We start from the raw sequence: 25,373 nt of genomic DNA on the forward strand, positions 1-25,373 counted from the left end.
GAGTCCATCTCCGGGCTCCCTCTCTCAAGGCCCGTACCCGTCGTAGGCTAGTGAGGCAGTTACCCTCACTACTACCTGATAGGCCGCAGACTCATCCTCGGGCTCCTTTCGGAATTTCAACCATGAAGCCTTCCAGCATCCATGGTCTATGGGGGTTTATTCCCAGTTTCCCGGGGTTATCCCCCTCCCGAGGGCAGATTGTCCACGTGTTACTGAGCAGTCCGCCAGTGCCGAAGCACTTGGACTCGCATGGCTTAGTCGGACTCCGATAGCAGTGACCTCCGGCAGGATCAACCGGTGTTAGCAAGGCTTTTTTTCATCGAGCTTTTCTTTGGCTAATGCTTCCTTGTGTCGGATTTGAGATAACCTACCCTACTACGGGTAGTTTTCTCAAATCCTCATCAATTTAGACCCGAATGGAATAAACCCCTTCATTAATCAGGGGCTTGGCCGGTTATTCGGGTCTCTAACATATAATAGCGAAGGTATTTATAAAAATTTTGGTCAAGATTGGCAAGAGAATGCAATATAAAGAGGATAAGGTATTTAATCTTTGTTAAGGTTATGAGGAAGAAGGTTGGTGGAATGAGAGCGAATGAAAAGGAAATAGTAGTATAAACGATAGAAACAAATTCACCCTCAATTTTTGTATCCAAAGCGCCATTAATACTCATTATCTTTAGTATTTCTTTCCTGGCATTCTTCATTTCAACTTCAGAGTATTATCTTTATCAGGGAAGACAAAGAATAGAATATCATAGTCTTGCAAACGAAAATCTATTTCAAACTTGATTCTTTTGCATCAGAAAAAAATAAATTCCTGAGAATATTTCATATCATGAAGCTAAAGGTTTTTCTGATTTTTGCTGTAATTCTTTCTCCATTGCTTATTCCTCCTGCATTTCCTGGGAATGGATGCGATGGGTTAGGCGGATATGAGGAGATAAATGAGGAGATGGTTGCATACTATCTTACGAAAATTTGTGAGTTTGGGCCACGCTATACAGGGAGGGATGCATGCGCGGATGCTGAGGAATGGGTTTATAACGAATTTCTATCTATGGGGCTAAAAGTGGAGAAATTTAAATGGAAGATGGGTGGATTTGAGGATAGCAATATAGTTGCCACTCTTACAGGAGATGAATATTCAGTAATTATAGGGGCTCATATCGATACCACTGAAACTTCTCCAGGGGCGAATGATGATGCTTCTGGCGTTGCTTCTGTTCTTGCAATTGCAAAGGTGATGAGCAAGTATAAGCCAATTCATACAACTCATTTTGTGGTTTATACTGGGGAAGAGGTTGGGGCTTATGGAAGCTATTTGCATGCAAGGCATTTATATGAAAACGGGGAAAAGATAATAGCAATAATTAATGTTGATATGGTAGGATATGCAAATACAAGCAAGGGAGGAAATTATATAAGATGCTTTACTCCAGAAAGAGCAATTTGGATTGCCCAACTGGCAAATGAGGTTGCGGAAAAATATTATGGAAAGATAAAGATAGGAGTAGAGATGGTCCCAAATTATCCAGGAGCGGACCATCAAGCATATGTTGATTATGGTTATGATGGCCTTTTCTTTGCCCATTACGATAGCTACCCTTACGGGCACTCTCCTAATGATAGCATAGATAAAATAAATTTCACATACCTTGCAAAAGCAACAAAATTTCTTTATTGCTTATTAGAAGAGATTGCAAATAAAAAAATTAGCAATTATGTTTTCATAAGAGAGCCAAGAGAAGGCTATTTTTATTTTTTTGGTAGGGCTTTATTTCCGATAGTAGCTAAAAACTGGTTTTCAAGGGCGAGAGGAATAACAATTGCAATAGGAAGAGTTGATGTTGTTGCGGAAGTTGATGGAAATGTTGAAAAAGTAATATTTGCGGTTGATGGAAGGATGTGGTATTGGGATTATTCTCCACCTTATGAATGGAAATTAAATGTTTTGCTATTTGGAAAGCATGAAATAGAAGTATATGCTTATGGAGAAGAAATTGCAAGAGATGAAATGGATATAATAATATTTTCTCCCTATATTAGGAGATAAAAAATTTTTTATAAAATACAGGAAGATTTCGCTTTGTATTTGATAATTTGCATTCCTATTGAAGAACCAGAAAATATGATCAAATGGTTTTATCCAAAAAAATCAATAAACTCATCTCATCTTTCTAATTTTGCATGCTCTGGAACATTTATCTTTCCTCTTTCCAAAAAATTTTTATTCTATAAATCACTTATCAGCAATGGATAATCTCAGAAAAATCCTTGATTATATGCCCTGTTCAATATGCGAAAAAGAAACAACTGAGGAGGAGCGAAAATATTTATGCACGGTTTGCGCTCGCTTGAAAAGAGTTGTGGCGGTTGAGAGGCTATCACCCGCATGGAAAGTGGAGAAAAATAAAATTATTCCATTATATGGTGGATCGAAGGAGTTGAGACCAAAAATAAGGATAATTCAGAAAGAAGTTGTTCCAGATGAGGAATATGAAGTTCTTGAAATAGAGGAGCCTTACAGACATGGGGAATATACTCTATACACGAAGGTAGTGAAGCTGAGAGGAGGAGAAAGGCAAATATATTTCTTTAGCAAGAAAAAAGAAGAGGATGCAAAACCATCTCCTCTACCAGAAGGTTATAGAGTAAAAATAAATAAAAGAGGGTTGCCATTCATAGAAAAGCAATAATGTCATTCTATTATAATTTACCAAAGGAAAGGATAGCACAATTTCCAAAATTGCCAAGAGATGAATGCAAGCTTTTAGTGGTTAAAAAAGATAAGATAGAGCATAGGATTTTCAAAGATATAGTGAATTATGTGGAAAAAGGAGATGTAATTGTTTTGAATAATTCAAAGGTTATAAAAGCAAAATTGCATGGGAAAAAGGATAGCGGTGGAAAAGTTGAGGTGCTTATAATAAAAAAAGTTCAGGATGGCTATGAATGCCTGATAAAAGGAAAAATTTCAGAAGGCAAAAGAATTTACATAAATGAGAAGGAATGCAGGATAATCAGAAAAAATGGTAGCAAATGTGTAATTGATTTGGAAATGGACACGGAAGAAATAAACAGGATAGGAAAAATCCCGCTCCCTCCATATATAAAGAGTGAGGTTGACGAAAACCTTTACCAAACAGTTTTTGCAACTGAATATGGCTCGATTGCGGCGCCTACTGCGTCCCTCCATTTTACCGAGGGTTTGCTTAAAAAATTGGAAGAGAAAGGAGTGAAAATATGCTATATAACTCTTCATTCCAGCATTTCAACTTTTATGAATGTGCTTGAAGAAGAGTATTATTCTATTAGCCCACATTCTGCGGAGCTTATAAATAATGCGACAAGGGTTTTTGCGGTTGGGACAACAACAATGAAAGCTCTTGAAAGCTCTTCAAAAAATGGAAAAGTTTTTCCTTCCTCTGGCTGGAGCAATTTGATAATAGATGAGGGCTATAATTTTTGTTCACCCGTGCGCTATTTAATAACAAATTTTCATATGCCAGATTCACCACCTCTTAAATTAACCACTGCTTTTTGCGGAAAGGAAAGATTGATGAGAGCATATGAGGAAGCTTTAGCAAATGGCTATCGCTTTTTGAGTTTTGGAGATGCGATGTTAATATGTTCAGAATAGTTGAAGAAAATGGAATGGCAAGAATAGGCCTGATAAAAGTTGGAAGCAATACTTTAGAAACTCCCGCTTTTCTTCCTGTTGCTACAAAAGGAGCAATAAAAACTTTAACCCCTGAAGAAGCTAAAGAAGCAGGTTGCAAGGCAATAATTGTAAACTCCCTCCATATTTATAGAAGGGCTTTTGAAATTGTCTGCGAGAAAGGTATTCATTCTTTCATGAAATGGGATGGTATAATATTTACTGATAGCGGTGGTTTCCAATCAATCAAAAAATTTCCATCTCGCACAATAGATGAGGGAATAATATTCAGCATGCCAGATGGTTCAAAAGAAATTTTTACTCCTGAAAAGTGCATAGAAATTCAAAAGAAGATGGGAAGCGATTTTATTTTTATGCTGGATGATTGTCCCTCGTATCCATATAGCAAGAAGAGAGTTGAAAAATCCGTAGAGAGAACAATTTCATGGGCTAAAAGAAGTTATGGAGAAAATGTTTTTTCAATTGTTCAAGGAGGGATACATGAAGATTTGAGGGAGAGATGTGCAAAGGAGCTCGCTAAAATGGATTTTTATGGGTATGCTATTGGAGGACTTTGCATAGGGGAAGAAAAGAAAGATATGATAAGAACAGTTGAATTCACAACTCGCTATCTTCCTTATGAAAAAGCACGCCATCTAATGGGAGTTGGAGCACCCGAAGATATAGAAGCTTGTGTTAGATATGGAATAGATATATTTGATAGCGCATTTCCAACAAGAAATGCAAGACATGGAACAATTTTTACAAGCAAAGGAAAATTAACGCTTGGAAAGAAAAAAATAAGAGGTGATGAAATTGATGAAAATTGCAATTGCTACACATGCAGAAATTTCTCTCTCGATTATCTAAATTACTTATTTATGGAAAATGAAATGCTTGCTCAGAGGCTCGCAACAATCCATAATATATATCTTATGAACAAATTTATGGAGAATTTAAGAGAAAAAATAAAAGAGGGAAAAATTTGATTACAGCTTGTATACAATGTCTCCTTCTCTAACTCTGTCAATAACTTTTATACCTATATCATCTCCTGGCTTTGCTTCATTTATTTTTTGCCTGTTTATCTCCATTGATTCAACAATTTGCTCAAAATCTGTTGTTTGGCCTTTTATGCGTATTCTATCTCCCACTTTTAAATTCTCACTCTTTATTTTTATCGCTGCAACGCCTATCTTAGAAAAGAAGTGCTCAACAACTCCAATTTCTTCCATGAATTGAAATAAGTAAAGGTTAAAAAACTTTTTCAATTTCTAAGGAAAAGTCCTTGCTTTTCACAGAATGAGTTAGGCATCCGAGGGAAATTATGTCCGCAAATGAATAATTTACAATATTTTCAGGATTTATACCTCCAGATACCTCCACTTTTATTTCAGGGTTTATTTCTTTAATTTTTTTCATCGCGATTTTTCCTTTAACAGGAGGCATGTTATCAAGCATTATTATATCCGCTCCTTCTTCAGCAGCGATTACCGCATCCTCGACTCTGCTTACTTCTATTTCCACTTTCATTCCACTTCTCTTTGCCTTCCTCACCGCCTCTCTTATAGGTATGCAAGCAAGATGATTGTCCTTTATAAGGATGCCATCATAAAGCCCCATGCGATGCGGTTCGCCTCCTCCTATTTTTACCGCCTTCTTTTCATATTTCCTGAAGCCTGGTGTTGTTTTTCTTGTCGCAGCTATTACTATTTTCGGATTTTTTTTCCTGCATTTATCCACCAGCTCACGGGTAAGGGTTGCAATTCCACTCATCCTGCATATGAAATTTAAGGCAAGTCTTTCTCCCGCAAGAATATCTTTCATCTTTCCCTTTATTTCAATTATTTTTTCATTGCATCTTACAATTTCACCGTCTTTTTTTAAAGGAATCGCCTCGCATCTCAATCTCTTGAAAATCTCAATTGCCTCGTCGATGCCTGCAACAACGCATTTTTCATTTGCTTTTATATATGCTGTTGCCTCCTCATCTTTAAGCAAGAGGTCTGATGTTATATCTCCTTTCTCACCTAAATCTTCTTTCAGGAAAGCGTCTATATCATCCACGTCGCTAATAGAAAAGGTATTTATAAATTTCTTGGATTTGTATTTTTACAAATGATGTGCTCTTTTATTTCAGCTGGTTTAGAAATTTTATTCATTTTTTTCACACAATAGCTTTAAATATATTGTAGATTATTCCATCAATGGAAAGGGCGGAAAAAATTGTTGTTTCAATAGCAATTCTGCTTTTAGCAATTGGTATTTTATCAAATGCATTTTTTGTTGAAAAAAAATCGGATTATATAGGGGTTAACGGAAAAAGATTTACCATGGAAATTTTTGAAAAATGCGAGTTAAAAGAAATAGAGGCAAAAAATAAAAGTTATTATGGCCTGCCCTTTGTTTGTTTAATAGAAATAGCGGGCGTGGAAAATCCGGAAACGCATAACTATATAATAATAGGGGCGGACAGCTATCAAAAAACAGTTTCGTGGGAAGATATGGAGAAAGGTATATTAACGAGGGAAAGGAGGGCAATCTTTCCTCATTTATCAGGGGCTTTTTGGGTCCAGAATGTTATAAAGATTGAGGTGATATAAATGAAGAAAATTATTACCGCAACAATTTTGTTTGGCTCTATATGGGGACTAATTGAATGTTCTCTAGGCGACTGGCTACATGGCTACAACATGAGCTTCCTTACTGCAAGCATCGCAATCTTTATAATGGCGCTGACCCGCAACCGCTTCCATCAGCCCGGCATGCAGGCGGGCATGGCCTTAATCGCGGGCTTGCTGAGATATTTCAACCCTTTTGGGGCCTGTTTGCTCTGTGCATCGATTGCAATAATTGTTGAAGGAATTGTTTTTGAAGGGATATGGGTGCTTCCCTGGAAGAAATACGAAAGCTTGACGATGAGGATCGGAATGGGAATAATTTCATTCTATACAATTTATTTCTCTGGCTATTTTGCAACTCAAATTCTTACACCCCTTATTGCGGGAAAATTTTACCTGCATGATATTATTCCAGTTATTCCAAAAATATTATCAACTTCTACTTTTGCTGGGCTAATTGGTTCGTTTGCACTGCCTCTTGCTTACTTGCCAGTTAAAATTGAAATGGGAGAGAAGGTGTATTATGCGAGTGCATACTCACTTATAGTAGTTTGTTGGCTTGCGGTAATTTTTGGTATATGAAAATATTGATGGTGGGGGCTAAAAATAGCGGAAAAAGCAATCTGGCGTATAATATTTTCAGGCAATCAGATTGTGGTGGAATTGTCTGCTTACCTGTTTTTAAAGATGGAAGAAAAATTGGAAGTGATGCGATAAGGATGGATAATAAAGAAAGGATTAAATTTTCAAGAATCAAAGATTATGCGGATTTTGATGGAATGAAGGTGGGAAAATATGTTATAAGCAAGGAAGGAATAGATTTCTGCATTAATGCAATAGATGAGGGAATAAAAAGAGGAAAGATGGTTGTTATTGATGAATTTGGAATCTTAGAAAAAAATAAAAAAGGGTTATATGGAGCAATTAAAAGAGCGATTGAAAGCGAAAATGATATATTTTTGATTTTGAGGAAAAGCTTGGAAAAATATTTTTTGAAGATTTTTCCATATGATTTTGAGATAATATATAAGGAATAAGGAGGAAGAAAAAAATAGAAAAAAATCATTTGAAATGCTCATAACCGATATTTTCAATTTCTTTTCTTTTCTTGCCAGAAGCCAAGTATATTTTATTTTCCTCTATAACATTTCCGATCTTTTTTATATCTATTTTCCTTTCAAAAGTTTTTCCATAAGGAGGAGGGATTGTAAACAACAATTCATAGTCTCCTCCAAGATATAGTGCTTTATTTACATCATTTCCAGCAATTTCTGCGATTGGTAATTTTTCCTCATATATTTCAAACCCAACATTATTTATTTTCATTAGCTGGTAAAGAGAGCTTGCGAGTCCATCTGATATATCCATACAGCATGAAACTTTTTTTGATTTTGCAAGAAATCTTCCCTCCTTTATCCTTGGCTTTACTTTCAAAATTTTCTCTTTCTCTTCGCTTAATATAAATGCCCCTTTTCCTAACTCACCTGTTACATAAACATCATCCCCTACTTTTGCTCCTTTCCTTAACATAGCTTCCTCTTTTTTTACTTTTCCAATCGCGGTAACTGATATTAAAATTCTATCCGCCTCCTTAGTATCTCCTCCTAAAATTTTTCCTCCAAAATTAAGAATACAATCTTCCATTCCTTCAATAATTTCATCAAAAAATTTTGAGTCCGTTTCTTTTGGCATTGCAAGCCCGACAAGCATTCCTATTGGCTCCGCCCCCTTGGACGCGATATCACTTAAATTAACCGCAATACTAAACCATCCAATATCATAAGGTTTTGAATTTTCTGGGAAATGTGTCTTTTCATATACTATATCTGTTGTCAGCACTAAGTAATGATCATTTATTTCTATAAAAGCGCAGTCATCAAAAGGAATTGAAAATCTCTTGAGCAAGCTATCAACAATTTTTCTCTCACCAATTTCAGACAATTTCATGAAAATATATCAAGAAGATATATAAATTTGTGAGGCGTTGATATCATTTTTGGTGGAAACATTTAGATAATTATAACTTCTCCGCGTCTTAATGAGTTTTTCAAAATTATATCTTTTAATATACCATATTACCACTCTTTCATCCAAAATCTTTATTATTGTTATTTTTTTGTAGAATGGTGTTTGAATTAAATGCGGAAGAAATAAAGCAAATTGTTGAGAGATATTTTAGAGTATATGATGTAAAGCAGGAAGAGGATTTTTTTGCATTTTATGTTGAAATATTTGAAGAAAATTTCAAGGAAAAATTTGAAATGCTTTTAAATGAATTGAAGAATAGAAATTTGATACCGTTTATAAGAGAAGAAAGAGGAGAACATATAATTTTCATAACCCAAAAACCTCCTGTAAAGAAAAAATCAAATTTAATAAATCTCGCTCTTTTCATAGCCACTGTTATTACAACTACTTTCATGGGTTCGCTTCTTTATGCTTCTTTTGAAAATTTGAAATTTTCTTTTGGTTTCTATGAAATAGTAAATGGCTTTTTATTCTTCTCAATTCCCCTCCTCCTAATAATCGGAATCCATGAATCCGCACACTATATCGCATCTAAAAGGCATGGTATTGAAGCAACCCTTCCTTACTTCATCCCGATGCCTTTCCCTCCTCTTGGCACATTAGGGGCGGTTATATCAATAAAAGAACCAATTCCAGATAGGAATGCATTGCTTGATATAGGAATTGCTGGCCCCCTCGCGGGCTTTATAGTTGCAATCCCGATTCTTTTCCTCGGTTTAACCTATTCAAAATTCTCTCCAATTGAAGAAATGAAGGATGCAATTTTCCTAGGTGAGCCTCTTCTATTCAAAATCCTCTCCATAGCAATCAATGTTCCGGAGGGTTCTGTAATAAATATGCATCCGACTGCATTTGCTGGCTGGGTCGGCCTGCTTGTCACCGCCATAAATCTTTTGCCCGCTGGCCAGCTCGATGGCGGGCACATAGCGAGGGCGGTTTTGAAAAGGAGGCACAGATATGCAAGCATTATAACTGTTTTTGTCCTTCTTGCTCTTACAATGTTTGGCTTGGGCAACTGGCTTCTTATGATTCTTCTCCTTGTTTTTTTGATAGGAACAGAGCATCCTCCCCCTCTTAATGAAATAACACCTCTTGATAGAAAAAGGAAAATTCTAGCAATTGTTGCCTTAATAATATTCATTCTGAGCTTTTCTCCAATGCCAATGAGATAAAAACAATGACGAGATAAAAAAATAACAAATATATATGCTCTTTTGATTAAAGGTTGAAATGAAAAGTATAATTGCATTGGTAGTCATGGCTATCCTACTAATTCCTTCAAATTATTCAAGCAATATTAAACCAGGCAATGAGTTGCCATCCGCTGAAGATATATTTTCTTTTTTCTACTTATTTAGAAACAAATTGAGGGAAGAAAATTTTTTTACTGATATAGATGAGATACCAGAAATAATAGTTGAAAAAAATGATATTCAGCTTCTGGAGAATAGTTCCCTTTGCTTAGTTGAGGCAATAAAAGAATTTTATGAAACTATTGGAGTAGAATATGAGGAAAGCAAAATAGAGGAATTTGCAAATAGTTTGCATTTTAAAGATATAGAAAATTTTGCAATCTCTTCAATATTGTATTCATATACAAAAACAATAAAATCAAAAAATAATGAAGAAAGAAATCAAAATATTTTTTCAACAATAGAGGAAGTTAGAAAATACTCCTTCCTGCTTATGAACACAAATTTTCAGGAAACAAAATTTGATTGCTATGGAAAAATAGCTTTTGGTGGGGTCAAAGATGATTACTACAAAAATTATATCTTTATAATTGACTTTGGAGGAAATGACTTTTATGATGAAGGAAATTCTTCTTTTATTCTTGATTTAAAAGGGAGTGATCACTATAAAAAAAGAGATTCAGAAAACAGCTATACCTTTATATTTGATATGGAAGGAGATGATTATCATAATAATGCTTGCTACTCCAGCAAAAGTTTTTCATTTTTATTTGACTTAAAGGGAAACGATTCTTACTATGATCAAACGTGCGTAGCATATGAAAATGGAACATCTCTCCTTATTGATTTCTCGGGAAATGATTTATACGAAGGAAAAAATTTTACCCAGGCATTTTCTTCAAATGGTGTGGCTGTTCTAATTGATATTTTTGGGGATGATACATATATCTCTTCTTCTCATTCTCAGTCTTCCTCAATATATGGCTTTTCTTCTCTCATTGATTTATATGGAAACGATGTTTTCTATTCATCTGATGCTTCTCAATCCTATTCAGATGGCATAACCTCCTTTTCTTTCTTATTAAATCTTTTTGGAGATGATTTTTATAAATCAGGAAATTACTCTCAAGGGTATGCAAATGGTGGCTATGCAATTTTCTTTGATTTTAGTGGAGAGGATGGATATGAAGTAAACCATTATAGTCAAAGTTGCTCAATTTTTGGCTTATCAATTTTTGCGGATACGGGAGGAAAAAATAGCTTTTCTCACGGGCTGTTTTGTCAGGGGAAAAAATTGGGAGGAATTGCCCTATTTTTAGATAAATTTGAAATAAATGATGATCTAATCAATATAATTCAGAATTTAAAGAGCAATGTCTGGAAATTCCTTTCTTATTTTCTCTAATGTAATTTCAACCAATCTCTCCGCATGTCCATAATATTCTCCTATTTCATCAATTATTTCCGCTATTTCCTTGCTGACAACTTCCCTGAGGGCAACATTTCTGTTTTTTGCTTCCATTGAATATTTTCTCATCAGCTCATGCGCCTCTTGCCTGCCTATGCCCCTCTTTACCAGCTTAAGCATCACCGCCTCGCTTAGTATTGCTCCCTTGCTTATTTCCATATTTTCCTTCATTTTTGATGTATTTACCCTGAGTTTGGAAAAAACCTCTCTCATTTTATATACTATCCAGTCGGTTAGAATAAGGGAATGGGGAATTATGAATCTTTCAGATGAGGAATTGCATAAGTCTCTTTCATGCCATTGAATAGCATTTTCCCAAGCGGGTAGGAGATTACTCTTTATCACTCTTGCCAGCCCGCATATTTGCTCACAAGTTACTGGATTTCTTTTATGTGGCATTGTTGATGAGCCAACCTGTTTTTCTTCAAAAAATTCTTCTACTTCCGCTATCTCACTTCTCTGCAAATTTCTTATTTCTGTTGCAAACTTCTCTATTGATGTGGATAAATTTGCAAGGAATGATATTAGCTCAATATATCTATCTCTTCCAACAATTTGGGTAGATGGAATCTCAGCCTTTAAACCCAGTTCTTTCATAACAAATTCCTGTATCTCAAAAAATTTTTCTCCAAATGATGCCCCTGTTCCAACCGCTCCCGACATCTTCCCGTAAGAAATTTCTTCTCTCACCCTTCTCAATCTTTTTATGTGGCGAAATATTTCGTCCGCATAAATCGCCATCTTTAAGCCAAATGTTATTGGCAGTGCATGCTGGCCATGTGTTCGACCGATCATAACCGCTTTCTTATATTTAAATGCCATTTCTGAAAGAACCTCAAGCAATTTTATCATTTCCTTTTCAATTATATCCAGTGCATCCCTTATCTGCAATGCATTCGCGGTATCAACTATATCATAGGAGGTGGCGCCGAGATGTACATATTTTTCATATCTACATTTTTCAGCTAAAGCCTTTACCATTGCCATGACATCATGCCCTATTTCCTTCTCTATTTCCTTAACCCTTTCAACTTTGACATATTTGGTACTTGCCTTCTTCTCTATTTCTTCTCCTGCTTCTTTTGGTATATTTCCTACAAAAGCATGGGCTTTTGCAAGCTTTCCTTCAACTTTTAGCCAATATGAAAGTCTGTTTTCCTCGCTAAAAATATTTTTGATTTCTTCTCTTCCATACCTGAATTCAATCGGGCAAATCATAGCATTATATCAACAAATATTATTTTATTTTTTACTTTTAAAAAATAGACAAGATTTTAAACCCAATTTTTATACAGAAATAAATTGAATATGGCAATAAGAAAAGACCATTTAGAAATGCTTGATAAGCTCGATGAAATTTTTATCTTACTGGATAGAGACGCAAAAATATTATTTGCAAACAGAGCTATCGAAAAAATATCAAAAGGAAAAATAAGGAAGAAAGAAATAATAGGAAAAAATTTTTTTAATTTATTTCCTTCATTGGAAGAAAAGTTAAAGGGGGAGAAAATAAAAATTAGAGAATTTATTTTGCTGAATGGAAAGGAGATATTTGCGGAAATAAATAAAATTCCTATTAAAGAAAAGCGGGATATTAAGCAATTTTTGGTAATAATAAAAGATATCAGCGATTTTAAAAATAACGAGGAAAAATTGAAAGAAACACTTGAAAAATATTCGAGGATTGTTGAAATTGCGAGAGAAGGAATATGTATAGATGATGAGAATGAAAAAATGATATTTGTGAATAAGGCCTTTGCAGATATTTTGGGATATAAAAAGAATGAGTTAATCGGGAAAGATATTTCAGATTTTGTTGATGAGGAAGGAAAGAAAATTTTGGAGAAGCAAACAAGGCTTAGGAGAAGAGGAAAGTCGAGCAGATATGAATTGAAAATTTATAGGAAAGATGGTGAGCCAAGATATCTTTTAATATCCGCTTCTCCCTTAATCATAAATGGAAAATATAAAGGAAGCATAAGTGTGAATTTGGATATAACAGAAAGAAAAAATATGGAGGAGAAGTTAAGAGCGGAAAGAGAACAGCTTTTCTCACTATTGGGGGGAATTGATGAGCCAATTTACATATCCGATCCAAATACATATGAAATACTTTTTGTTAATAAAGTTATAAAAGATTTGTTTGGTAAGGATATTATCGGTAAAAAATGCTATGAAGTATTTCAAAATTTAGAAAAGCCTTGTGATTTTTGTACAAATGAAAAAATTTTTGGGGAAAATTTTGGAAATACATATGTTTGGGAATGGAAAAATTTGATTAACAGCAGATGGTATAAGTGCATTGATAAAGGAATAAAATGGATTGATGGGAGAGAAGCAAGATTGGAAATCGCGATAGATATAACAGAAAGAAAACTTGCGGAAGAGGTTTTAAGAGAAGCTCTTGAGAAAGAAAGGGAATTTAAGTTAAAAACTGCACACTATTTCTTCAATCCGACAACAATAGCAAAAGGATACATAAGCCTGGTAATTGAAGAAATTGAAAATGAAAAGAAGGAAAAACTTGAAAAAGCTCTATATGCTATTGATAGAATAGAAAAAGTTATCAAGAATATAATAACTACTGGAGAAGTAAAGGAATAAAAATTATTTTTCCTCTTTTCTTTTTTCTTCATTTGCCTTTACATGTGCTAAATGAACTAAATTTAAATTTTTCTCAATAAGTTTTTCAAAAATTTCTTTACTACTTTCGATATCTATTTTATTTCCAGGAGATACAAAAAATTTTTTAATCTTTATCCCAACTTTCCTCTCATCGATGAATATGTATCCATTTCTTTCCTCCCCAACAAGCAATTTTTTTGCAATTCCTATAGTTGGAATCTTATTTATAACTCCAAAATGGCATGCTATACCAAAGAATCTTGTATGAAGCAATCCATTTCCATCTATCAACACTACATCCGGTTTTTCGTTTTTTATCAATTCTTGCAGAACAGGCAATTCTCGATATGTAAGATACGTGGGTATATATGGGAAATCTATCTTTTTTCTTACGACTTTAATCTTTTTAATTTTATAATTTTCGCATTCAACATATGCTCCATATGCATATTTTCCATATGCAACATCCATCCCCGCTATCTTCGCTGGTTCATCAACTTCCTCAAAAATAATTTTATTCCTCAATTTTTCCTGCTCCTCCCTCAATTTTTTTAAAGGATAATCTGTTTCAAAATCATCAAATAAATATTTCTCAAGCTCTATTTTTCCATCTTTAATTTCAATTCCATCTCTCCTTAGCATTTCAATTTTTTTCTCAATTCCATGAGCATATCCACCAATGCTTCCATCGCTTTGAATTACTCTGTAGCAAGGAACATTTTTGTAAGGATTTTCATTGAGCATTTTTCCAACCGCTCTACAGGCAATTATGTCCCCGAGAGCAATTGCTACTTTTCCATATGTAGAAACCTTTCCCCTTGGAATTTGCTTTACAATCTCATATGTTTTTTTATATAGATTCATAAATTTTTTTGGCCTCCTCTTTCCCTCTCCTAAATGCTTCTAAATTTTTTTCTAAATGCTTCTCTGAAAAAGTCTCCTTTATTGTTTCGACTATACTTTCTTCTTTTAATGGAAATATGTGAAGGGCATAAAAGGAGCCGAGCATTACAATATTTTTTGTAAGTAGGCTTCCAACACTATTTGCAATTCTATTTGCATCTATTTTAATTAATCTACAATGTGAAGATATTTTTTCAAATATCTCATCAACTTCTGGATACTTTCCAATTCCAAGTGAAGTTAAAGGTGGAACAATCGGATTTATATCTGTTATTACGATTCCATTCTTCCCAACTTTCTTTAGATTCCTCAAAGCTTCGAGTGGTTCAAATGAAAGAATTGCATCTGCTGAAAAACCTTTTAGAATAGGAGAAAAAACATTTCCTATCCTTACCACGCATTCAACATTTCCTCCTCTCTGTGCCATCCCATGCAATTCAGACATTACAACATTATAGCCTTCCTTAAGAGCGGATTTTGCAATTATTTTTGCGGTTGTTATTATTCCTTGCCCACCAACTCCACATATAACTATACTTTTTTTCATTTTCTCACTATCGCTCCAAATGGACATATTTGTGTGCAAACTCCACATGAAGTGCAGATTTCCTCATTTATTTTTATTTTATCTCCTTCAAAATAGAATGCGGGGCATGCAAATTTTGTTATGCATATCTTACATTTTTTGCATTTTTCCTCATCTATTAAATATTTTCCTTCCCTTCTTTTTTCAATCAATATGCAAGGTGAACGAGAAATTATTACAGAAAGCTCATCTCTTTCCAAAGCTCTTTTTATAGCGTTCTTTGTATCTTCAATATTTTTTGGATTTACTACTTCAACATTTTTAATACCCATTCCCTTTACAAGCCTTTCAATATCTATTCTCAATGCATCTTCTCCCATCCCATTTTTTTCACTGCCTGGGTGGGGCTGGTGCCCTGTCATTGCGGTTGTAAAGTTATCCAGAATTATCAAGATAAAGTTATGCTTGTGGTGGATGGCATTTATCAGGGCGGGCAAGCCAGCGTGATAAAATGTTGAATCCCCAATGAAAGCTATAACCTTTTGCTCTGTTGCCTTTGAAAACCCGCACGCGGAGCCGACGCTCGAGCCCATGCACAGCAGAAAATCAGCGGTCTTGTAAGGAGGTAAAATGCCGAGTGTGTAGCAACCTATATCAGTTGGATAGATTGCATCTTTTGGAGCAACTTGCTTAACCGCATAATATGTCGCCCTGTGAGGGCAACCAGGGCATAGAATAGGTGGACGGGGTACAACTTCTATATCGAGGCTTTCCTCCTCATATGGTATTTTGTAAAAATCGCATAATGCCTTATAAACTATATCAGGAGTATATTCATAATATCTTTTAAGCGAGCTGAAACCTTTTCCATATATCTCTGTTTTTATTTCATTCTCTTTTGCAATTGCTTTTATTTGCTCCTCCATAAATGGCTCGAGCTCTTCAATAACAAACACTCTTTTACATTCGTTCAAAAAATCAATTATTTTTTTTCTTGGTAAAGGATTGCTCATTCCTATTTTCAAAATTTTGCATTTTATATCTAAGTCATCAATTGCCTCCCTTACATAATTATAGCTTGCTCCACTTGTTATTATTCCATCCTCACCTCCACAATATTCGATTACATTAAATTTGCTCTCATTTGAAATATTTTCCGCTTCTTCCATTTTTTTAATCAATATTGGATGGAGCTTTCTTGCAACTTCTGGAACAGTTACCATCATATCTTCCTTAACAAAGGCTCCATATTTCTTTTTGTAAGAAAATTCATTGCATTCCACTACTCCTCGCATATGGCTGATTCTTGTTGTTGTCCTCAAAAACACCGGAATTGATAGCTTTTCTGAAATATCGAATGCTTCGATTGTCATATCTTTTGCTTCCTGCGGGCTACTTGGCTCAAACATTGGCAAACAAGCAAATCTGGCAAAAATTCTGTTATCTTGCTCATTCTGGCTTGAATGGCAACTTGGGTCATCCGCACTTACAATTACATGTCCTCCTTTGCAACCAACATATGCATATGTCATTATTGCATCACTGGCTACATTAATCCCAACATGCTTCATACAGGTTAAGCTCCTCAGCCCGCTTACAGAACATGCGGAGGCAAATTCAATCGCAACTTTCTCATTCACAGAATACTGAAAATAGAAAGGTGCCTCCATTCCATTTTTTTTCATGTATATTACAATTTCAGAAAAGGCATCCGCAATTTCCGAAGAAGGTGTTCCAGGGTATGTTGTTACAACATCCACGCCCGCTTCCAGCCCGCCCCTCGCGATCGCCTCATTGCCCAGCAATATTTTTTTTCCTGGAGTAAGCAATTCCATATTTATTCCTCCATAATAATTTTTGCATCTATAACCTTTACGCCCTCTTCATACAGAAATATTGGATTTAAATCCATCTGATTTATTTTCATTTTTTCTCCTATCTTTGATATTTTTAATAATATATCAACAAAAGCTTCCTTATCAACTTTCTTTCTATAGCCCTCAAAAATTTTATAGCATTTTAAATCCTTCAGCATATCATAAATATCCTCCTTTTTTACTGGCAACATGCGAAATGAAACATCATTGTATATCTCAGTATATATGCCTCCGAAGCCAACCATTATGCATTTTTTAAAAAGTTTATCATTGTAAATTCCAGCTATCATCTCTACACCTTGAGGAGCCATTTCCTCCACTATAAAAATTTCTTCTTTGAATTTTTTCCTCATTTCATCATACTTTTCAATAAGCTCTTCCTCATTTTTTATATTAAGTTCAATAGCTCCCACATCTGTTTTATGCAATATTTTCGGAGAAGAAACTTTCAGAGCAAGAGGATATTTTAACCCCAGACTTTTTATATCATCTCCTCTTCTTATTATTCTAAAATTTGTTGTAGGGATGCCATTCTTCTTAAGCAATTCTTTTACTTCATGCTCTGGCAATATTTTCACAGAAGGATAAGCAATATCTATTTTTAATTTTTATCCAAAAAAATAAAAGATGGTTTTATTTACAATCATGGAAAAGATAGGTATAATTTCTGATACTCATGACAATATATATGCGATAAAGGAAGCGATAAAAATTTTTAATGAAGAAGAAGTGAGTTTTGTTATACATGCAGGAGATATAGTTTCTCCTTTTACCGCGGAATTTTTTAAGAATTTAAATTGCAGAATATTTTTGATATATGGAAACAATGATGGAGATAAATTATTTCTAAAAGAGAAATTCTCAGGTATCGGAGTAATTAGTAACGACCCTTATGAAATTAATTTAAAGGATAAGAAAATAATAGTTACGCATAAGCCAGAAATAGTTGATGCTCTTTCGCTGGTATATGATATAGTTATATACGGACATACACATAGGATAGATAAAAGAATAGGAAATGCTTTGATATTGAATCCAGGGGAATGCTGTGGTTATTTAACTGGCAAGAAAAGTATTGCAATTCTCTATCCAGAGAAAATGGATGCAAATATCATTGAGTTTTGAATTTAATTAATAAGAATATAGCAAATATCGCAAAAATCAGCAGAAGAATATCAAAACCTGGCAATCTTTTTTCAGAAGAGATACTTTCACCAATATAAATTTTTATTTCATCATTTTTTTCGAAGAAAAATATTTTTTCATTTTCTCCTTCTTTTATAAAAATTTCATTTTCCCCGTCAGGATTTATTTTTATATTTAACGATTTTTTACCTTTTCCTGACAATGAAATTTCATAAAATTCGTTATTATTCACCAAAATCCCAACCTTCTTTTCATATTTCTTTTCATTTATAAAATATATTTCTTTTTCTGTTTCATTAATTTCTCCTCCCATGTTGCTCACTTTAATTATTCTTTTTGCCTCGCTCCACTGAAAATCATAGTCAACTAGTTTAAGAATTACAGTATAATAGCCATTTTTTTCATATTTATAGTTGCTTAATTTTGAATAGCTACTCCATATGCCTCTTTCATCAAAATTTCCATCTCCATCAAAATCCCACATATAACTCTTTATATATCCATCCTCGTCGTAGCTATTGCTTGTATTGAATACAAAAAATTCATCGCTTTTTTCAATTGTAAAAAATGCATTTGGTGGAATCAATTTTTCAACAACTATAACAGTTTTTGTTATTGTATCTCCATCTCCTATAACTGATGCAACAGCGGTAAGAGTAACATTATATATTCCCGCTTTTTCATATTTATAAGGAATAATCGGGCGTGAAACTTTCTTATCATAATTTCCATCTCCATCTAAATCCCACCAATATCCATCTATTGGATATGCAGAATTTGAGGAGCTAGCATCAAAAAATATTTGCTGTCCGACCAAAACATTTCCAAATAGAGTTTCCTTATCAGGTGTAATCATATAAATCTGTCTACCATTTTCATCTTTTATTATAAATCTTGCATCAACTCTTGCTTTTACAACAGGAAGAATTGCAATTAAAGATATTATGAGCAAAACAATTTTTTTCATAATTAAATAATCTCAATTAATATTTATTGTTTCTCATTTAAATTTGTTTTCTCATTTAAAAGCTCGCAAGCAACATGATATATATCGCTAATTGAATATTCTGGATGTTTTTTAATTACCTTTCTTACAATTTCTTTAACATATCTTTCCTCTGTTTCATCAACAATTTTTTTAACAATTTTCCTCAATGCCCTCTTTTTTCTTATTTCGCCAAAATGCTGATGAATTTCTTCAATAACCACAATTATTTCAATAGATGAAAGAATAAGTACAAATATAGAAAAAATGAATATATATCTTTCTCTATTAACCAGTGAATAATAAAAAATTTCTATATCCCATAGAAGAACAATAAATGGTATAATAATAGCTATCTTTTCAAGTATAGTTGCGGAGAATATTTCTTTGAGCCTTTCTCTTAAAAATCTGTGCCTCATTTTAAATATTTTTTTCCCTTCCTTCAACAAGTGAGAGAAAGTGCTCCACTCCTTCTCTTGCCCCTCTTGCAAAAAGGATATCTCCTTCCTTTATAACGGTATCCTTGTTAACATTGTATATCCACTCCCCATTTCTTTTTATTGCTATGATCCACATTCCTGTATTGGATGCAAGGTCAACATCTCCAAGTTTTTTATCGCACAAAACAGAGGATGAAACCTTCGCTTTTACAAGCACTTCTTCTGATTCAAAAATACTTTCCTTTATTATAGGATGAAGCTCTATGTCACGAAGCTCTACGTCCGCTATCTCGCGGGCTGCGTCCGCTATGGCCTCCGCACAGTAGGCAAGCTGAATTATTGCAAGAGCTTCATTTTCTTCGAGTTCGCCCGCTATTGCATCTCTTATAACGAGTTTTTGTAGCCTGTCATTTAGTTCATCAACCATATCTTCAAGTTCATAAACCTCTTCAGCAAGCTCAATATTATCATATATTACTGATGAATAGGCAAGATCTACCATTAACTCCGCTTTATTTTTCATTTCCAGCAATATGGTTTGCGCCTCCTTTTCACCCATTAAAGCACCTCTATCTCTCCCTTCAGCAATTTGCTTAAATTTTTTAATCCTTCATCTGGCCCAATACATATAAGCATATCTCCCTCGCATAGCTTCTCTTCTCCCTTTGGACCATAAATCCAGGAATTTCCTCTTCTTATGGCTATAATTCTTACCCCAGTTTCTGAAGATATTTTTAATTCCTTTATACTTTTTCCTTTAGCGGATGAATTTTCACTCACTTTTATTACCCTTACCATCTCCGCGGATTCTTTCACAAGTGTTGGAAGAATTGGATGAGTAATCTTGTAAGACAAAATCTTCACCATGTCACCCGCGGCATTTGCTATGCTCTCCGCAGCTTCCGCAATCTGCAATATGCCAGCCATTTTTTCCGCATCTTCTTTTGTTCGGGATGCCATCATTGCCATGATTCTTATCTGATAATTCAGTTTATCCATTTTTACCTCTAAATAGCGAACTTCATCCGCTATTTCTCTGTTATCAAAAAGAATTGCTGAGTATGCCAAATCAACTATCAGCTCGCAGATATTTTTCATTTCCTTTAGAATTTCTTTTATGCTTTTTGTCTCATATTCTATTTCTTCAAATTCCGCTTTTTTCCACCGAGGAATATGTTTCATCTCAAATCATATATATTGATGAGTATTTAAAAGTATTTCCCAGTGTTTTTTATTTAGTATCTTGGAAATTGAAAAAGTTATGAAATAGAGTTGTTTTACTTCAAACTAAAGATAATCAAAAAATCTTAAATTATGAGGATGAAGGGGAAAATAGCAATATATTTGCTGATTTTTGCTGGCTTATTAGCAATTATAGGAATAGCTAATGCTAATGCTTATACCCTCATAATCCAATCCATATAAACGGAAATAACAAATTTACTCCAGGAAATGTAGCTATCTCTTTTTCATTGGCTAGTGAAATTTGGACTGAAAATACAAATGCATATTTCATTATAAGGAATTGCTGTATCCCTGGAGCAGAGAGTTGAAAATGTAATTCTAGAAAATAATCTGAATGGCATTCATTCAGGGTTTTCAATCGATATCTTGATATCAAACAATGCAATAAGAAATAATGAGTATGGTGTGGCTGGATTATTCAGGTGGGAACGAGATAAAAAGCAACAAAATAACTAATAACTATTGGGCGTCTTCATTAGTTGCTCTGTGGTAATATCGCAAATAATAAAATAACCAACAATAGCTACTGCATTTCTCTCGGGAATTCATTACAATAATATCTATGGTAATTCTGAATGCGGAATCTATCAATTTATTTTTTTCTGCCAACCGCAGATGCTCGCTATAATTGGTGGCGCTATATTTGGGCAATTTATGGGGATAAGGTGAGTTTAGGCGTACTCTTTGTTCCATGGCTATTTTTTCCAGTTGGAGAAGAGCATCTACCAGCAAAGTTATCTTATCCAACACTTCCTATTTTCAAGATTTTCACTCATAAAAAATCGTTAATTTTATGAATTGCGGTTGGGATAAAATTAGTGCATAAAATAAGGTATGGATTGGCAAAAAATGGTTTTGAATTGTAAGAATGAGTACGGGATATTATTTCACCTTTTAACTGATATTCTTTTAGGTTATTCAATATCATCCACGCATCGAAAGATTTAATAAGCATAGGTATATATCGGGTAAATGCTGAACGATCCACTTGCAGATGCATTAACTACAATAAAAAATGCAGAAAGAATTGGTAAGAGAGAGTGTATAGTAAAACCTGCATCAAAAATGATTGGAAGAGTTCTAAAAGTATTGCAGGAAAATGATTATATTGAATCTTTTGAATGGATTAATGATGGGAAAGGAGGGATGTTTAGAGTAAAAACAAAGGGGAACATAAATGATTGCAATGTTATAAAACCAAGATATAACATTAGTAAAGATGAATTTGACAAATGGGAAGCAAGGTATTTGCCCGCGGAAGGCTTTGGAGTGCTTGTTGTAAGTACAAGTGAAGGATTGATGTCTCAATATGAAGCAAAAAAGAGAGGTATAGGAGGAAGATTAATTGCTTATGTTTATTAGGCGATAACATGATGCAGAGCATTAAAAGAGAAATTGAAATTCCAGAGGGCGTGAAGGTTGATGTAAAAGATGGAAAGGTAATTGTAGAGGGTGCAAAAGGCAAAATCGAAAAAATGTTTTTTCATCCAAAAATCTCCATAGAAAAGGAAGATAATAAGATATCTCTAAAATGTGATTATCCGAAAGCGAAAGAGAAAGCAATAATTGGAAGCTATGAAGCACATATAAGAAATATGATTAAAGGAGTTACTGAAGGTTTTATTTATAAAATGAAAATTGTTTATTCTCATTTCCCAATAAAAGTTAGCGTTAAGGGTAATGAAGTAATAATAGAAAATTTCCTTGGAGAGAAGTTTCCAAGAAAAACAAAAATATTTGGAAATGTTAAGGTTAGTGTTAAAGGAGATGAAATAACACTTGAAGGAATAAACATTGAAGAAGTTGGCCAGACCGCAGCAAACATTGAATCCACAACAAGGATAAAAGATAAAGATATAAGAGTTTTCCAAGATGGAATCTACATAATAAAGAAGGGATAATATGGAAGAGACAAAAATAGTTAAAAAACCGAGGAAGAAAAAAGCATCAATTGATGCGGAAACAAAATTGCTAATGGAAAAAAGGAAAAGCAAGCCCCGTTTTATCCGCCAGCAGCTATGGCAAGTTAAAAGGCTGGATGATGTGTGGCGCAGGCCCAGGGGCATTCATTCAAAGCAGAGGGAGCATTATCATTATCGCTCTCCTTTGCCAAAAATTGGCTATTCTTCGCCAAAGAAAGTTAAGGGGTTGCATCCATCTGGTTTTAAGGAAAAGCTTGTTTATAATTTGAAGGATTTGGAAGGAATAGATGCGGAAAAAGAAGCAATAAAAATAGCTCACTCTGTCGGGAAAAAGAAGAGACAAGAAATAATTGCGAAAGCGGATGAGTTAGGAATAAGAGTTCTTAATAGGGTGCTAAGATGAATTTGAAATATCAGCGACGAATAGCTGCGGATTTACTCAAATGTGGTGAAAATAGAGTATGGATGGACCCAGAAAAAACTGACGAGATAAAAAAAGCGGTAACAAGAAGGGACATAGAAAATCTTATTAATATGGGGTTAATAAAAGAGAAGAAAGAAAAAGGCATATCAAGAGGCAGAACCAGAAAAAGAATTTTACAGAGGAAGAAAGGCAGAAGAAAGGGACATGGCTCAAGGAAAGGGAAGGCGGGCGCCCGCCTGCCAAAAAAAGAAAAATGGATAAAAACGATAAGGCCTATAAGGGCTTATTTAAGAGAGCTGAGGGATAAAGGTATAATAAGTGAAAAAACATATCGCCTTTATTATAGAAGGGCGAAAGGAGGGCAATTTAAAAATAAAGCTCATCTAAAAATGCATCTACAGATGGAAGGGATAAAGGTGGAATGAAATGAGAGGTATATTCAGAAGGAAAAGGGAAGGAAAAACAAATTACAGGAAAAGATTTGCTCTACTTAGATCTGGAAAGCCGAGAGTAACAGTGAGAAAATCAAATAAAAACATAAGAATACAGTTTGCATTATATGATGAGAGAGGGGATAGAATAGTTGTTTCTGCAATGGGAAGTGAGCTTAAAAAATATGGATGGGGCTATAGTTTTTCAAATGCACCCGCAGCATATCTAACAGGTATTATAGCGGGCAGGAGAGCAATAAAAAAGGGTATAAATGAAGGTGTTCTTGATATTGGCCTACAACACATTTCGAGGGGAGGAAATATTTCCTCCGCATTAAAAGGACTTTTGGATGCGGGTGTTGAGATTCCTCATGCAGAGGATATATTGCCCAGCGAAGATAGAATTTATGGAAAACATATAGATGAAAAAATGACTGAAATGGTAAAAGAAATAAAGAAAAAAATAGAGGAAGAATATGCCTAATGGATGGACTCCAAAAACAAAGTTGGGTAAGCTTGTTGCAAACGGAGAAATAACCTCAATGAGCAAGGTATTGAAAAGTGGATTGCCTTTGAGAGAGGTAGAGATAGTTGACCTCTTATTGCCTGAGATAGAGGACGAAGTAATTGATGTGAACATGGTGCAAAGAATGACTGATTCTGGCAGAAGGACAAAATTCAGAGTTACTGTTGCTATTGGAAATAAAGATGGATTTGTTGGCATAGGACAGGCAAAGGATAGAGAAGTCGGAATGGCGATTAGAAAGGCGGTTGATAATGCAAAACTGAATATAATAGAGATAAGTAGGGGATGCGGTTCTTGGGAATGTGGTTGTGGCATGCCTCATACCCTGCCATTTACTGTGGAAGGAAAATCTGGCTCTGTAAGGGTTTTACTCAAGCCTGCGCCCCGTGGCGTGGGGCTGGCGGTTGGGAATGTTGCGAAGGTTGTTTTAAGGTTAGCAGGTATACAGGATGCATGGGGGATTGCGAAGGGGCACACGAAGACAACAATAAATTATGGAAAAGCGGTTTTTGATGCCTTGCGTAACACAACTCTCTATAAGATACCTGAGGATAAGAAAAAGAAACTCAATATTGTATCAGGGATGGTGGGTTCAAAATGATTGCGGTTGTTAGAATAAAGAGCACGATAGGAGCAAGCAGGGAAGTGAGAGATACGCTTAAGATGCTTAACTTGCATCATATAAACAACTGCACAATAATAGAGGATAATCCAAGCTATAGAGGAATGCTCCAAAAAGTTAAGGACTATGTAACCTGGGGAGAGATTGATGAAGAAACGCTTAAATTGCTTCTCGAAAAGAGATGCAATTTAGACGCTAATCTTGCAATAGAAAAGTTAAAAAAAGGAGAGAAATTAAAAAATATAACTAATCCTTGCATAAAGTTGCATCCGCCAAGAAAAGGTTATGAAAACATTAAAAAAAGCTACTCTATAGGTGGTTCATCTGGATATAGGGGAAAGGCAATAAATGAATTAATAAGGAGGATGCTATGAGGAAAGTAACCAAGAAAATGCGTGGATCCCATACACATGGATATGGGGGAAAAAAGAAGCATAGAGGAAAAGGCTCAAGAGGAGGAGTAGGAAGAGCGGGAAAGCATAAGGGAGTTAAATTAGGGTGGGGAAGGAGAGGTTTTGTAAGACATGCGTTAAGAAGAGAGATAAATACAATAAATGTTGGTGAGCTTAATAAAATAGATAAGGAAGAAATAAATCTCAAGGAGATGGGTATTCATAAATTGCTTGGTGCGGGTTATATAAATAGACCAGTTAAAGTAATAGTTGAGAAAGCGAGCGAGAATGCTGTTAGAAAAATAGAAGAAGCTGGAGGAAAAGTTATAGTGGGATAA

31 protein-coding genes and 1 rRNA gene are annotated in these 25,373 nt (G+C 34.6%); 19 read left to right on the plus strand and 13 right to left on the minus strand.

The window, feature by feature from the left end; translation table 11 throughout:
- Window positions 1-303: ribosomal RNA gene (locus H5T44_04400) — 16S ribosomal RNA — on the minus strand; the annotation flags it as partial.
- 535 nt (window positions 304-838) lie between these two features.
- Here H5T44_04400 and H5T44_04405 point away from each other — a divergent pair.
- The 4 genes from H5T44_04405 to tgt all read left to right on the plus strand — a co-directional run bounded on the left by H5T44_04405 (window position 839) and on the right by tgt (window position 4,650).
- A complete protein-coding gene (locus H5T44_04405; protein MBC7081463.1) occupies window positions 839-2,056 on the plus strand; it encodes a M28 family peptidase in 1,218 nt (405 codons plus the stop codon).
- A gap of 199 nt (window positions 2,057-2,255) precedes the next feature.
- A complete protein-coding gene (locus H5T44_04410; GenBank protein ID MBC7081464.1) occupies window positions 2,256-2,699 on the plus strand; it encodes a hypothetical protein in 444 nt (147 codons plus the stop codon).
- Window positions 2,699-3,643, plus strand: a complete 945-nt coding sequence (gene queA / locus H5T44_04415; protein MBC7081465.1) for a tRNA preQ1(34) S-adenosylmethionine ribosyltransferase-isomerase QueA — start codon at window positions 2,699-2,701, stop codon at window positions 3,641-3,643. Before H5T44_04410 ends, queA begins: the two co-directional genes overlap by 1 nt.
- Window positions 3,631-4,650, plus strand: coding sequence for a tRNA guanosine(34) transglycosylase Tgt (gene tgt, locus H5T44_04420; protein MBC7081466.1), 1,020 nt, complete (start codon window positions 3,631-3,633; stop codon window positions 4,648-4,650). The genes queA and tgt overlap by 13 nt, the downstream gene beginning before the upstream one ends.
- On the opposite strand, the gene H5T44_04425 is transcribed toward tgt, so the two are convergent.
- Together H5T44_04425 and nadC are read right to left on the minus strand one after the other, a co-directional pair.
- The gene (locus H5T44_04425; protein MBC7081467.1) at window positions 4,651-4,896 is read right to left on the minus strand and encodes a translation elongation factor-like protein; all 246 of its coding nucleotides are present in this window, start codon (window positions 4,894-4,896) and stop codon (window positions 4,651-4,653) included.
- Between the two features lie 19 nt (window positions 4,897-4,915).
- Window positions 4,916-5,737: a carboxylating nicotinate-nucleotide diphosphorylase gene (gene nadC, locus H5T44_04430; protein MBC7081468.1), complete on the minus strand. Its 822-nt coding sequence runs from the start codon at window positions 5,735-5,737 to the stop codon at window positions 4,916-4,918.
- Between the two features lie 131 nt (window positions 5,738-5,868).
- Here nadC and H5T44_04435 point away from each other — a divergent pair, with 131 nt between their 5' ends.
- From H5T44_04435 to H5T44_04445, 3 genes are read left to right on the plus strand one after another with little or no spacing between them, the layout of a single operon-like run.
- A complete protein-coding gene (locus H5T44_04435) occupies window positions 5,869-6,264 on the plus strand; it encodes a hypothetical protein (protein ID MBC7081469.1) in 396 nt (131 codons plus the stop codon).
- Window positions 6,265-6,864, plus strand: coding sequence for a hypothetical protein (locus tag H5T44_04440; GenBank protein ID MBC7081470.1), 600 nt, complete (start codon window positions 6,265-6,267; stop codon window positions 6,862-6,864).
- Window positions 6,861-7,319 carry a hypothetical protein gene (locus tag H5T44_04445; GenBank protein MBC7081471.1) on the plus strand — a complete coding sequence of 153 codons (459 nt, stop codon included), beginning with the start codon at window positions 6,861-6,863 and terminating at the stop codon, window positions 7,317-7,319. The genes H5T44_04440 and H5T44_04445 overlap by 4 nt, the downstream gene beginning before the upstream one ends.
- Window positions 7,320-7,344: 25 nt before the next feature.
- Here the strand turns inward: H5T44_04445 and thiL are convergent, their stop codons facing one another.
- Window positions 7,345-8,229, minus strand: a complete 885-nt coding sequence (gene thiL / locus H5T44_04450) for a thiamine-phosphate kinase (GenBank protein MBC7081472.1) — start codon at window positions 8,227-8,229, stop codon at window positions 7,345-7,347.
- 176 nt (window positions 8,230-8,405) lie between these two features.
- Here thiL and H5T44_04455 point away from each other — a divergent pair, with 176 nt between their 5' ends.
- Both H5T44_04455 and H5T44_04460 read left to right on the plus strand, forming a co-directional pair.
- Window positions 8,406-9,482 carry a site-2 protease family protein gene (locus tag H5T44_04455; protein ID MBC7081473.1) on the plus strand — a complete coding sequence of 359 codons (1,077 nt, stop codon included), beginning with the start codon at window positions 8,406-8,408 and terminating at the stop codon, window positions 9,480-9,482.
- 58 nt (window positions 9,483-9,540) lie between these two features.
- Window positions 9,541-10,908 (plus strand): hypothetical protein, encoded by a 1,368-nt coding sequence (locus tag H5T44_04460; GenBank protein MBC7081474.1) that lies wholly within the window; start codon window positions 9,541-9,543, stop codon window positions 10,906-10,908.
- Here H5T44_04460 and H5T44_04465 read toward each other — a convergent pair.
- Complete coding sequence (locus H5T44_04465; GenBank protein ID MBC7081475.1) at window positions 10,867-12,189, minus strand: adenylosuccinate lyase; 1,323 nt, start codon at window positions 12,187-12,189, stop codon at window positions 10,867-10,869. The genes H5T44_04460 and H5T44_04465 overlap by 42 nt on opposite strands.
- 90 nt (window positions 12,190-12,279) lie before the next feature.
- On the opposite strand from H5T44_04465, the gene H5T44_04470 reads away from it, so the two are divergent.
- Window positions 12,280-13,575, plus strand: a complete 1,296-nt coding sequence (locus H5T44_04470; GenBank protein ID MBC7081476.1) for a PAS domain S-box protein — start codon at window positions 12,280-12,282, stop codon at window positions 13,573-13,575.
- Between the two features lie 3 nt (window positions 13,576-13,578).
- Here H5T44_04470 and H5T44_04475 read toward each other — a convergent pair whose 3' ends face one another.
- From H5T44_04475 to H5T44_04490, 4 genes are read right to left on the minus strand one after another with little or no spacing between them, the layout of a single operon-like run.
- Window positions 13,579-14,460: an endonuclease V gene (locus H5T44_04475; protein MBC7081477.1), complete on the minus strand. Its 882-nt coding sequence runs from the start codon at window positions 14,458-14,460 to the stop codon at window positions 13,579-13,581.
- Window positions 14,447-15,046, minus strand: a complete 600-nt coding sequence (locus H5T44_04480) for an indolepyruvate oxidoreductase subunit beta (protein ID MBC7081478.1) — start codon at window positions 15,044-15,046, stop codon at window positions 14,447-14,449. Before H5T44_04480 ends, H5T44_04475 begins: the two co-directional genes overlap by 14 nt.
- A complete protein-coding gene (gene iorA, locus H5T44_04485) occupies window positions 15,043-16,860 on the minus strand; it encodes an indolepyruvate ferredoxin oxidoreductase subunit alpha (GenBank protein ID MBC7081479.1) in 1,818 nt (605 codons plus the stop codon). Before iorA ends, H5T44_04480 begins: the two co-directional genes overlap by 4 nt.
- A 2-nt stretch (window positions 16,861-16,862) precedes the next feature.
- Complete coding sequence (locus H5T44_04490; GenBank protein MBC7081480.1) at window positions 16,863-17,480, minus strand: acetate--CoA ligase family protein; 618 nt, start codon at window positions 17,478-17,480, stop codon at window positions 16,863-16,865.
- 67 nt (window positions 17,481-17,547) lie between these two features.
- On the opposite strand from H5T44_04490, the gene H5T44_04495 reads away from it, so the two are divergent.
- Window positions 17,548-18,027: a metallophosphoesterase gene (locus tag H5T44_04495; protein ID MBC7081481.1), complete on the plus strand. Its 480-nt coding sequence runs from the start codon at window positions 17,548-17,550 to the stop codon at window positions 18,025-18,027.
- Here the strand turns inward: H5T44_04495 and H5T44_04500 are convergent.
- The 4 genes from H5T44_04500 to H5T44_04515 are packed head-to-tail and all read right to left on the minus strand — an operon-like array spanning window position 18,014 to window position 20,655.
- Window positions 18,014-19,015 (minus strand): hypothetical protein, encoded by a 1,002-nt coding sequence (locus H5T44_04500; GenBank protein MBC7081482.1) that lies wholly within the window; start codon window positions 19,013-19,015, stop codon window positions 18,014-18,016. The genes H5T44_04495 and H5T44_04500 overlap by 14 nt on opposite strands.
- Before the next feature lie 23 nt (window positions 19,016-19,038).
- On the minus strand, window positions 19,039-19,452 hold the full coding sequence (locus H5T44_04505; GenBank protein MBC7081483.1) for a hypothetical protein: 414 nt from the start codon (window positions 19,450-19,452) through the stop codon (window positions 19,039-19,041).
- A 1-nt stretch (window position 19,453) separates the two neighbouring features.
- On the minus strand, window positions 19,454-20,008 hold the full coding sequence (locus H5T44_04510) for a PhoU family transcriptional regulator (protein ID MBC7081484.1): 555 nt from the start codon (window positions 20,006-20,008) through the stop codon (window positions 19,454-19,456).
- A 23-nt stretch (window positions 20,009-20,031) separates the two neighbouring features.
- Entirely contained in the window at window positions 20,032-20,655 is a 624-nt protein-coding gene (locus H5T44_04515; protein ID MBC7081485.1) for a potassium transporter TrkA, read from the minus strand.
- Window positions 20,656-21,690: 1,035 nt separating this feature from the next.
- Here H5T44_04515 and H5T44_04520 point away from each other — a divergent pair.
- From H5T44_04520 to H5T44_04555, 8 genes are all read left to right on the plus strand, one after another.
- Window positions 21,691-22,080, plus strand: a complete 390-nt coding sequence (locus H5T44_04520) for a 30S ribosomal protein S8 (GenBank protein ID MBC7081486.1) — start codon at window positions 21,691-21,693, stop codon at window positions 22,078-22,080.
- 8 nt (window positions 22,081-22,088) lie between these two features.
- Window positions 22,089-22,619: a 50S ribosomal protein L6 gene (locus H5T44_04525; GenBank protein MBC7081487.1), complete on the plus strand. Its 531-nt coding sequence runs from the start codon at window positions 22,089-22,091 to the stop codon at window positions 22,617-22,619.
- 73 nt (window positions 22,620-22,692) lie between these two features.
- A complete protein-coding gene (locus H5T44_04530; protein ID MBC7081488.1) occupies window positions 22,693-23,043 on the plus strand; it encodes a 50S ribosomal protein L32e in 351 nt (116 codons plus the stop codon).
- Window positions 23,040-23,489, plus strand: coding sequence for a 50S ribosomal protein L19e (locus H5T44_04535; GenBank protein ID MBC7081489.1), 450 nt, complete (start codon window positions 23,040-23,042; stop codon window positions 23,487-23,489). The genes H5T44_04530 and H5T44_04535 overlap by 4 nt, the downstream gene beginning before the upstream one ends.
- Before the next feature lies 1 nt (window position 23,490).
- Complete coding sequence (locus H5T44_04540) at window positions 23,491-23,979, plus strand: 50S ribosomal protein L18 (GenBank protein MBC7081490.1); 489 nt, start codon at window positions 23,491-23,493, stop codon at window positions 23,977-23,979.
- Window positions 23,972-24,622: a 30S ribosomal protein S5 gene (locus tag H5T44_04545; GenBank protein MBC7081491.1), complete on the plus strand. Its 651-nt coding sequence runs from the start codon at window positions 23,972-23,974 to the stop codon at window positions 24,620-24,622. The genes H5T44_04540 and H5T44_04545 overlap by 8 nt, the downstream gene beginning before the upstream one ends.
- Window positions 24,619-25,017 (plus strand): uL30 family ribosomal protein, encoded by a 399-nt coding sequence (locus tag H5T44_04550; GenBank protein MBC7081492.1) that lies wholly within the window; start codon window positions 24,619-24,621, stop codon window positions 25,015-25,017. Before H5T44_04545 ends, H5T44_04550 begins: the two co-directional genes overlap by 4 nt.
- Window positions 25,014-25,373 carry an uL15 family ribosomal protein gene (locus H5T44_04555; protein ID MBC7081493.1) on the plus strand — a complete coding sequence of 120 codons (360 nt, stop codon included), beginning with the start codon at window positions 25,014-25,016 and terminating at the stop codon, window positions 25,371-25,373. The genes H5T44_04550 and H5T44_04555 overlap by 4 nt, the downstream gene beginning before the upstream one ends.

It is taken from the genome of Thermoplasmatales archaeon, from assembly GCA_014361195.1.
Lineage (GTDB): Archaea > Thermoplasmatota > E2 > UBA202 > JdFR-43 > JACIWB01.

Excerpts from the sequence above, each read along its gene's own strand:
- H5T44_04405 (MBC7081463.1), top strand. The coding sequence starts at position 839 with ATGAAGCTAAAGGTTTTTCTGATTTTTGCTGTAATTCTTTCTCCATTG.
- H5T44_04410 (MBC7081464.1), top strand. The coding sequence starts at position 2,256 with ATGGATAATCTCAGAAAAATCCTTGATTATATGCCCTGTTCAATATGC.
- queA (MBC7081465.1), top strand. The coding sequence starts at position 2,699 with ATGTCATTCTATTATAATTTACCAAAGGAAAGGATAGCACAATTTCCA.
- tgt (MBC7081466.1), top strand. The coding sequence starts at position 3,631 with ATGTTCAGAATAGTTGAAGAAAATGGAATGGCAAGAATAGGCCTGATA.
- H5T44_04425 (MBC7081467.1), bottom strand. The coding sequence starts at position 4,896 with ATGGAAGAAATTGGAGTTGTTGAGCACTTCTTTTCTAAGATAGGCGTT.
- H5T44_04435 (MBC7081469.1), top strand. The coding sequence starts at position 5,869 with ATGGAAAGGGCGGAAAAAATTGTTGTTTCAATAGCAATTCTGCTTTTA.
- H5T44_04440 (MBC7081470.1), top strand. The coding sequence starts at position 6,265 with ATGAAGAAAATTATTACCGCAACAATTTTGTTTGGCTCTATATGGGGA.
- H5T44_04445 (MBC7081471.1), top strand. The coding sequence starts at position 6,861 with ATGAAAATATTGATGGTGGGGGCTAAAAATAGCGGAAAAAGCAATCTG.
- thiL (MBC7081472.1), bottom strand. The coding sequence starts at position 8,229 with ATGAAATTGTCTGAAATTGGTGAGAGAAAAATTGTTGATAGCTTGCTC.
- H5T44_04455 (MBC7081473.1), top strand. The coding sequence starts at position 8,406 with ATGGTGTTTGAATTAAATGCGGAAGAAATAAAGCAAATTGTTGAGAGA.
- H5T44_04460 (MBC7081474.1), top strand. The coding sequence starts at position 9,541 with ATGAAAAGTATAATTGCATTGGTAGTCATGGCTATCCTACTAATTCCT.
- H5T44_04465 (MBC7081475.1), bottom strand. The coding sequence starts at position 12,189 with ATGATTTGCCCGATTGAATTCAGGTATGGAAGAGAAGAAATCAAAAAT.
- H5T44_04470 (MBC7081476.1), top strand. The coding sequence starts at position 12,280 with ATGGCAATAAGAAAAGACCATTTAGAAATGCTTGATAAGCTCGATGAA.
- H5T44_04475 (MBC7081477.1), bottom strand. The coding sequence starts at position 14,460 with ATGAATCTATATAAAAAAACATATGAGATTGTAAAGCAAATTCCAAGG.
- H5T44_04480 (MBC7081478.1), bottom strand. The coding sequence starts at position 15,046 with ATGAAAAAAAGTATAGTTATATGTGGAGTTGGTGGGCAAGGAATAATA.
- iorA (MBC7081479.1), bottom strand. The coding sequence starts at position 16,860 with ATGGAATTGCTTACTCCAGGAAAAAAAATATTGCTGGGCAATGAGGCG.
- H5T44_04495 (MBC7081481.1), top strand. The coding sequence starts at position 17,548 with ATGGAAAAGATAGGTATAATTTCTGATACTCATGACAATATATATGCG.
- H5T44_04500 (MBC7081482.1), bottom strand. The coding sequence starts at position 19,015 with ATGAAAAAAATTGTTTTGCTCATAATATCTTTAATTGCAATTCTTCCT.
- H5T44_04505 (MBC7081483.1), bottom strand. The coding sequence starts at position 19,452 with ATGAGGCACAGATTTTTAAGAGAAAGGCTCAAAGAAATATTCTCCGCA.
- H5T44_04515 (MBC7081485.1), bottom strand. The coding sequence starts at position 20,655 with ATGAAACATATTCCTCGGTGGAAAAAAGCGGAATTTGAAGAAATAGAA.
- H5T44_04520 (MBC7081486.1), top strand. The coding sequence starts at position 21,691 with ATGCTGAACGATCCACTTGCAGATGCATTAACTACAATAAAAAATGCA.
- H5T44_04525 (MBC7081487.1), top strand. The coding sequence starts at position 22,089 with ATGATGCAGAGCATTAAAAGAGAAATTGAAATTCCAGAGGGCGTGAAG.
- H5T44_04530 (MBC7081488.1), top strand. The coding sequence starts at position 22,693 with ATGGAAAAAAGGAAAAGCAAGCCCCGTTTTATCCGCCAGCAGCTATGG.
- H5T44_04535 (MBC7081489.1), top strand. The coding sequence starts at position 23,040 with ATGAATTTGAAATATCAGCGACGAATAGCTGCGGATTTACTCAAATGT.
- H5T44_04540 (MBC7081490.1), top strand. The coding sequence starts at position 23,491 with ATGAGAGGTATATTCAGAAGGAAAAGGGAAGGAAAAACAAATTACAGG.
- H5T44_04545 (MBC7081491.1), top strand. The coding sequence starts at position 23,972 with ATGCCTAATGGATGGACTCCAAAAACAAAGTTGGGTAAGCTTGTTGCA.
- H5T44_04550 (MBC7081492.1), top strand. The coding sequence starts at position 24,619 with ATGATTGCGGTTGTTAGAATAAAGAGCACGATAGGAGCAAGCAGGGAA.
- H5T44_04555 (MBC7081493.1), top strand. The coding sequence starts at position 25,014 with ATGAGGAAAGTAACCAAGAAAATGCGTGGATCCCATACACATGGATAT.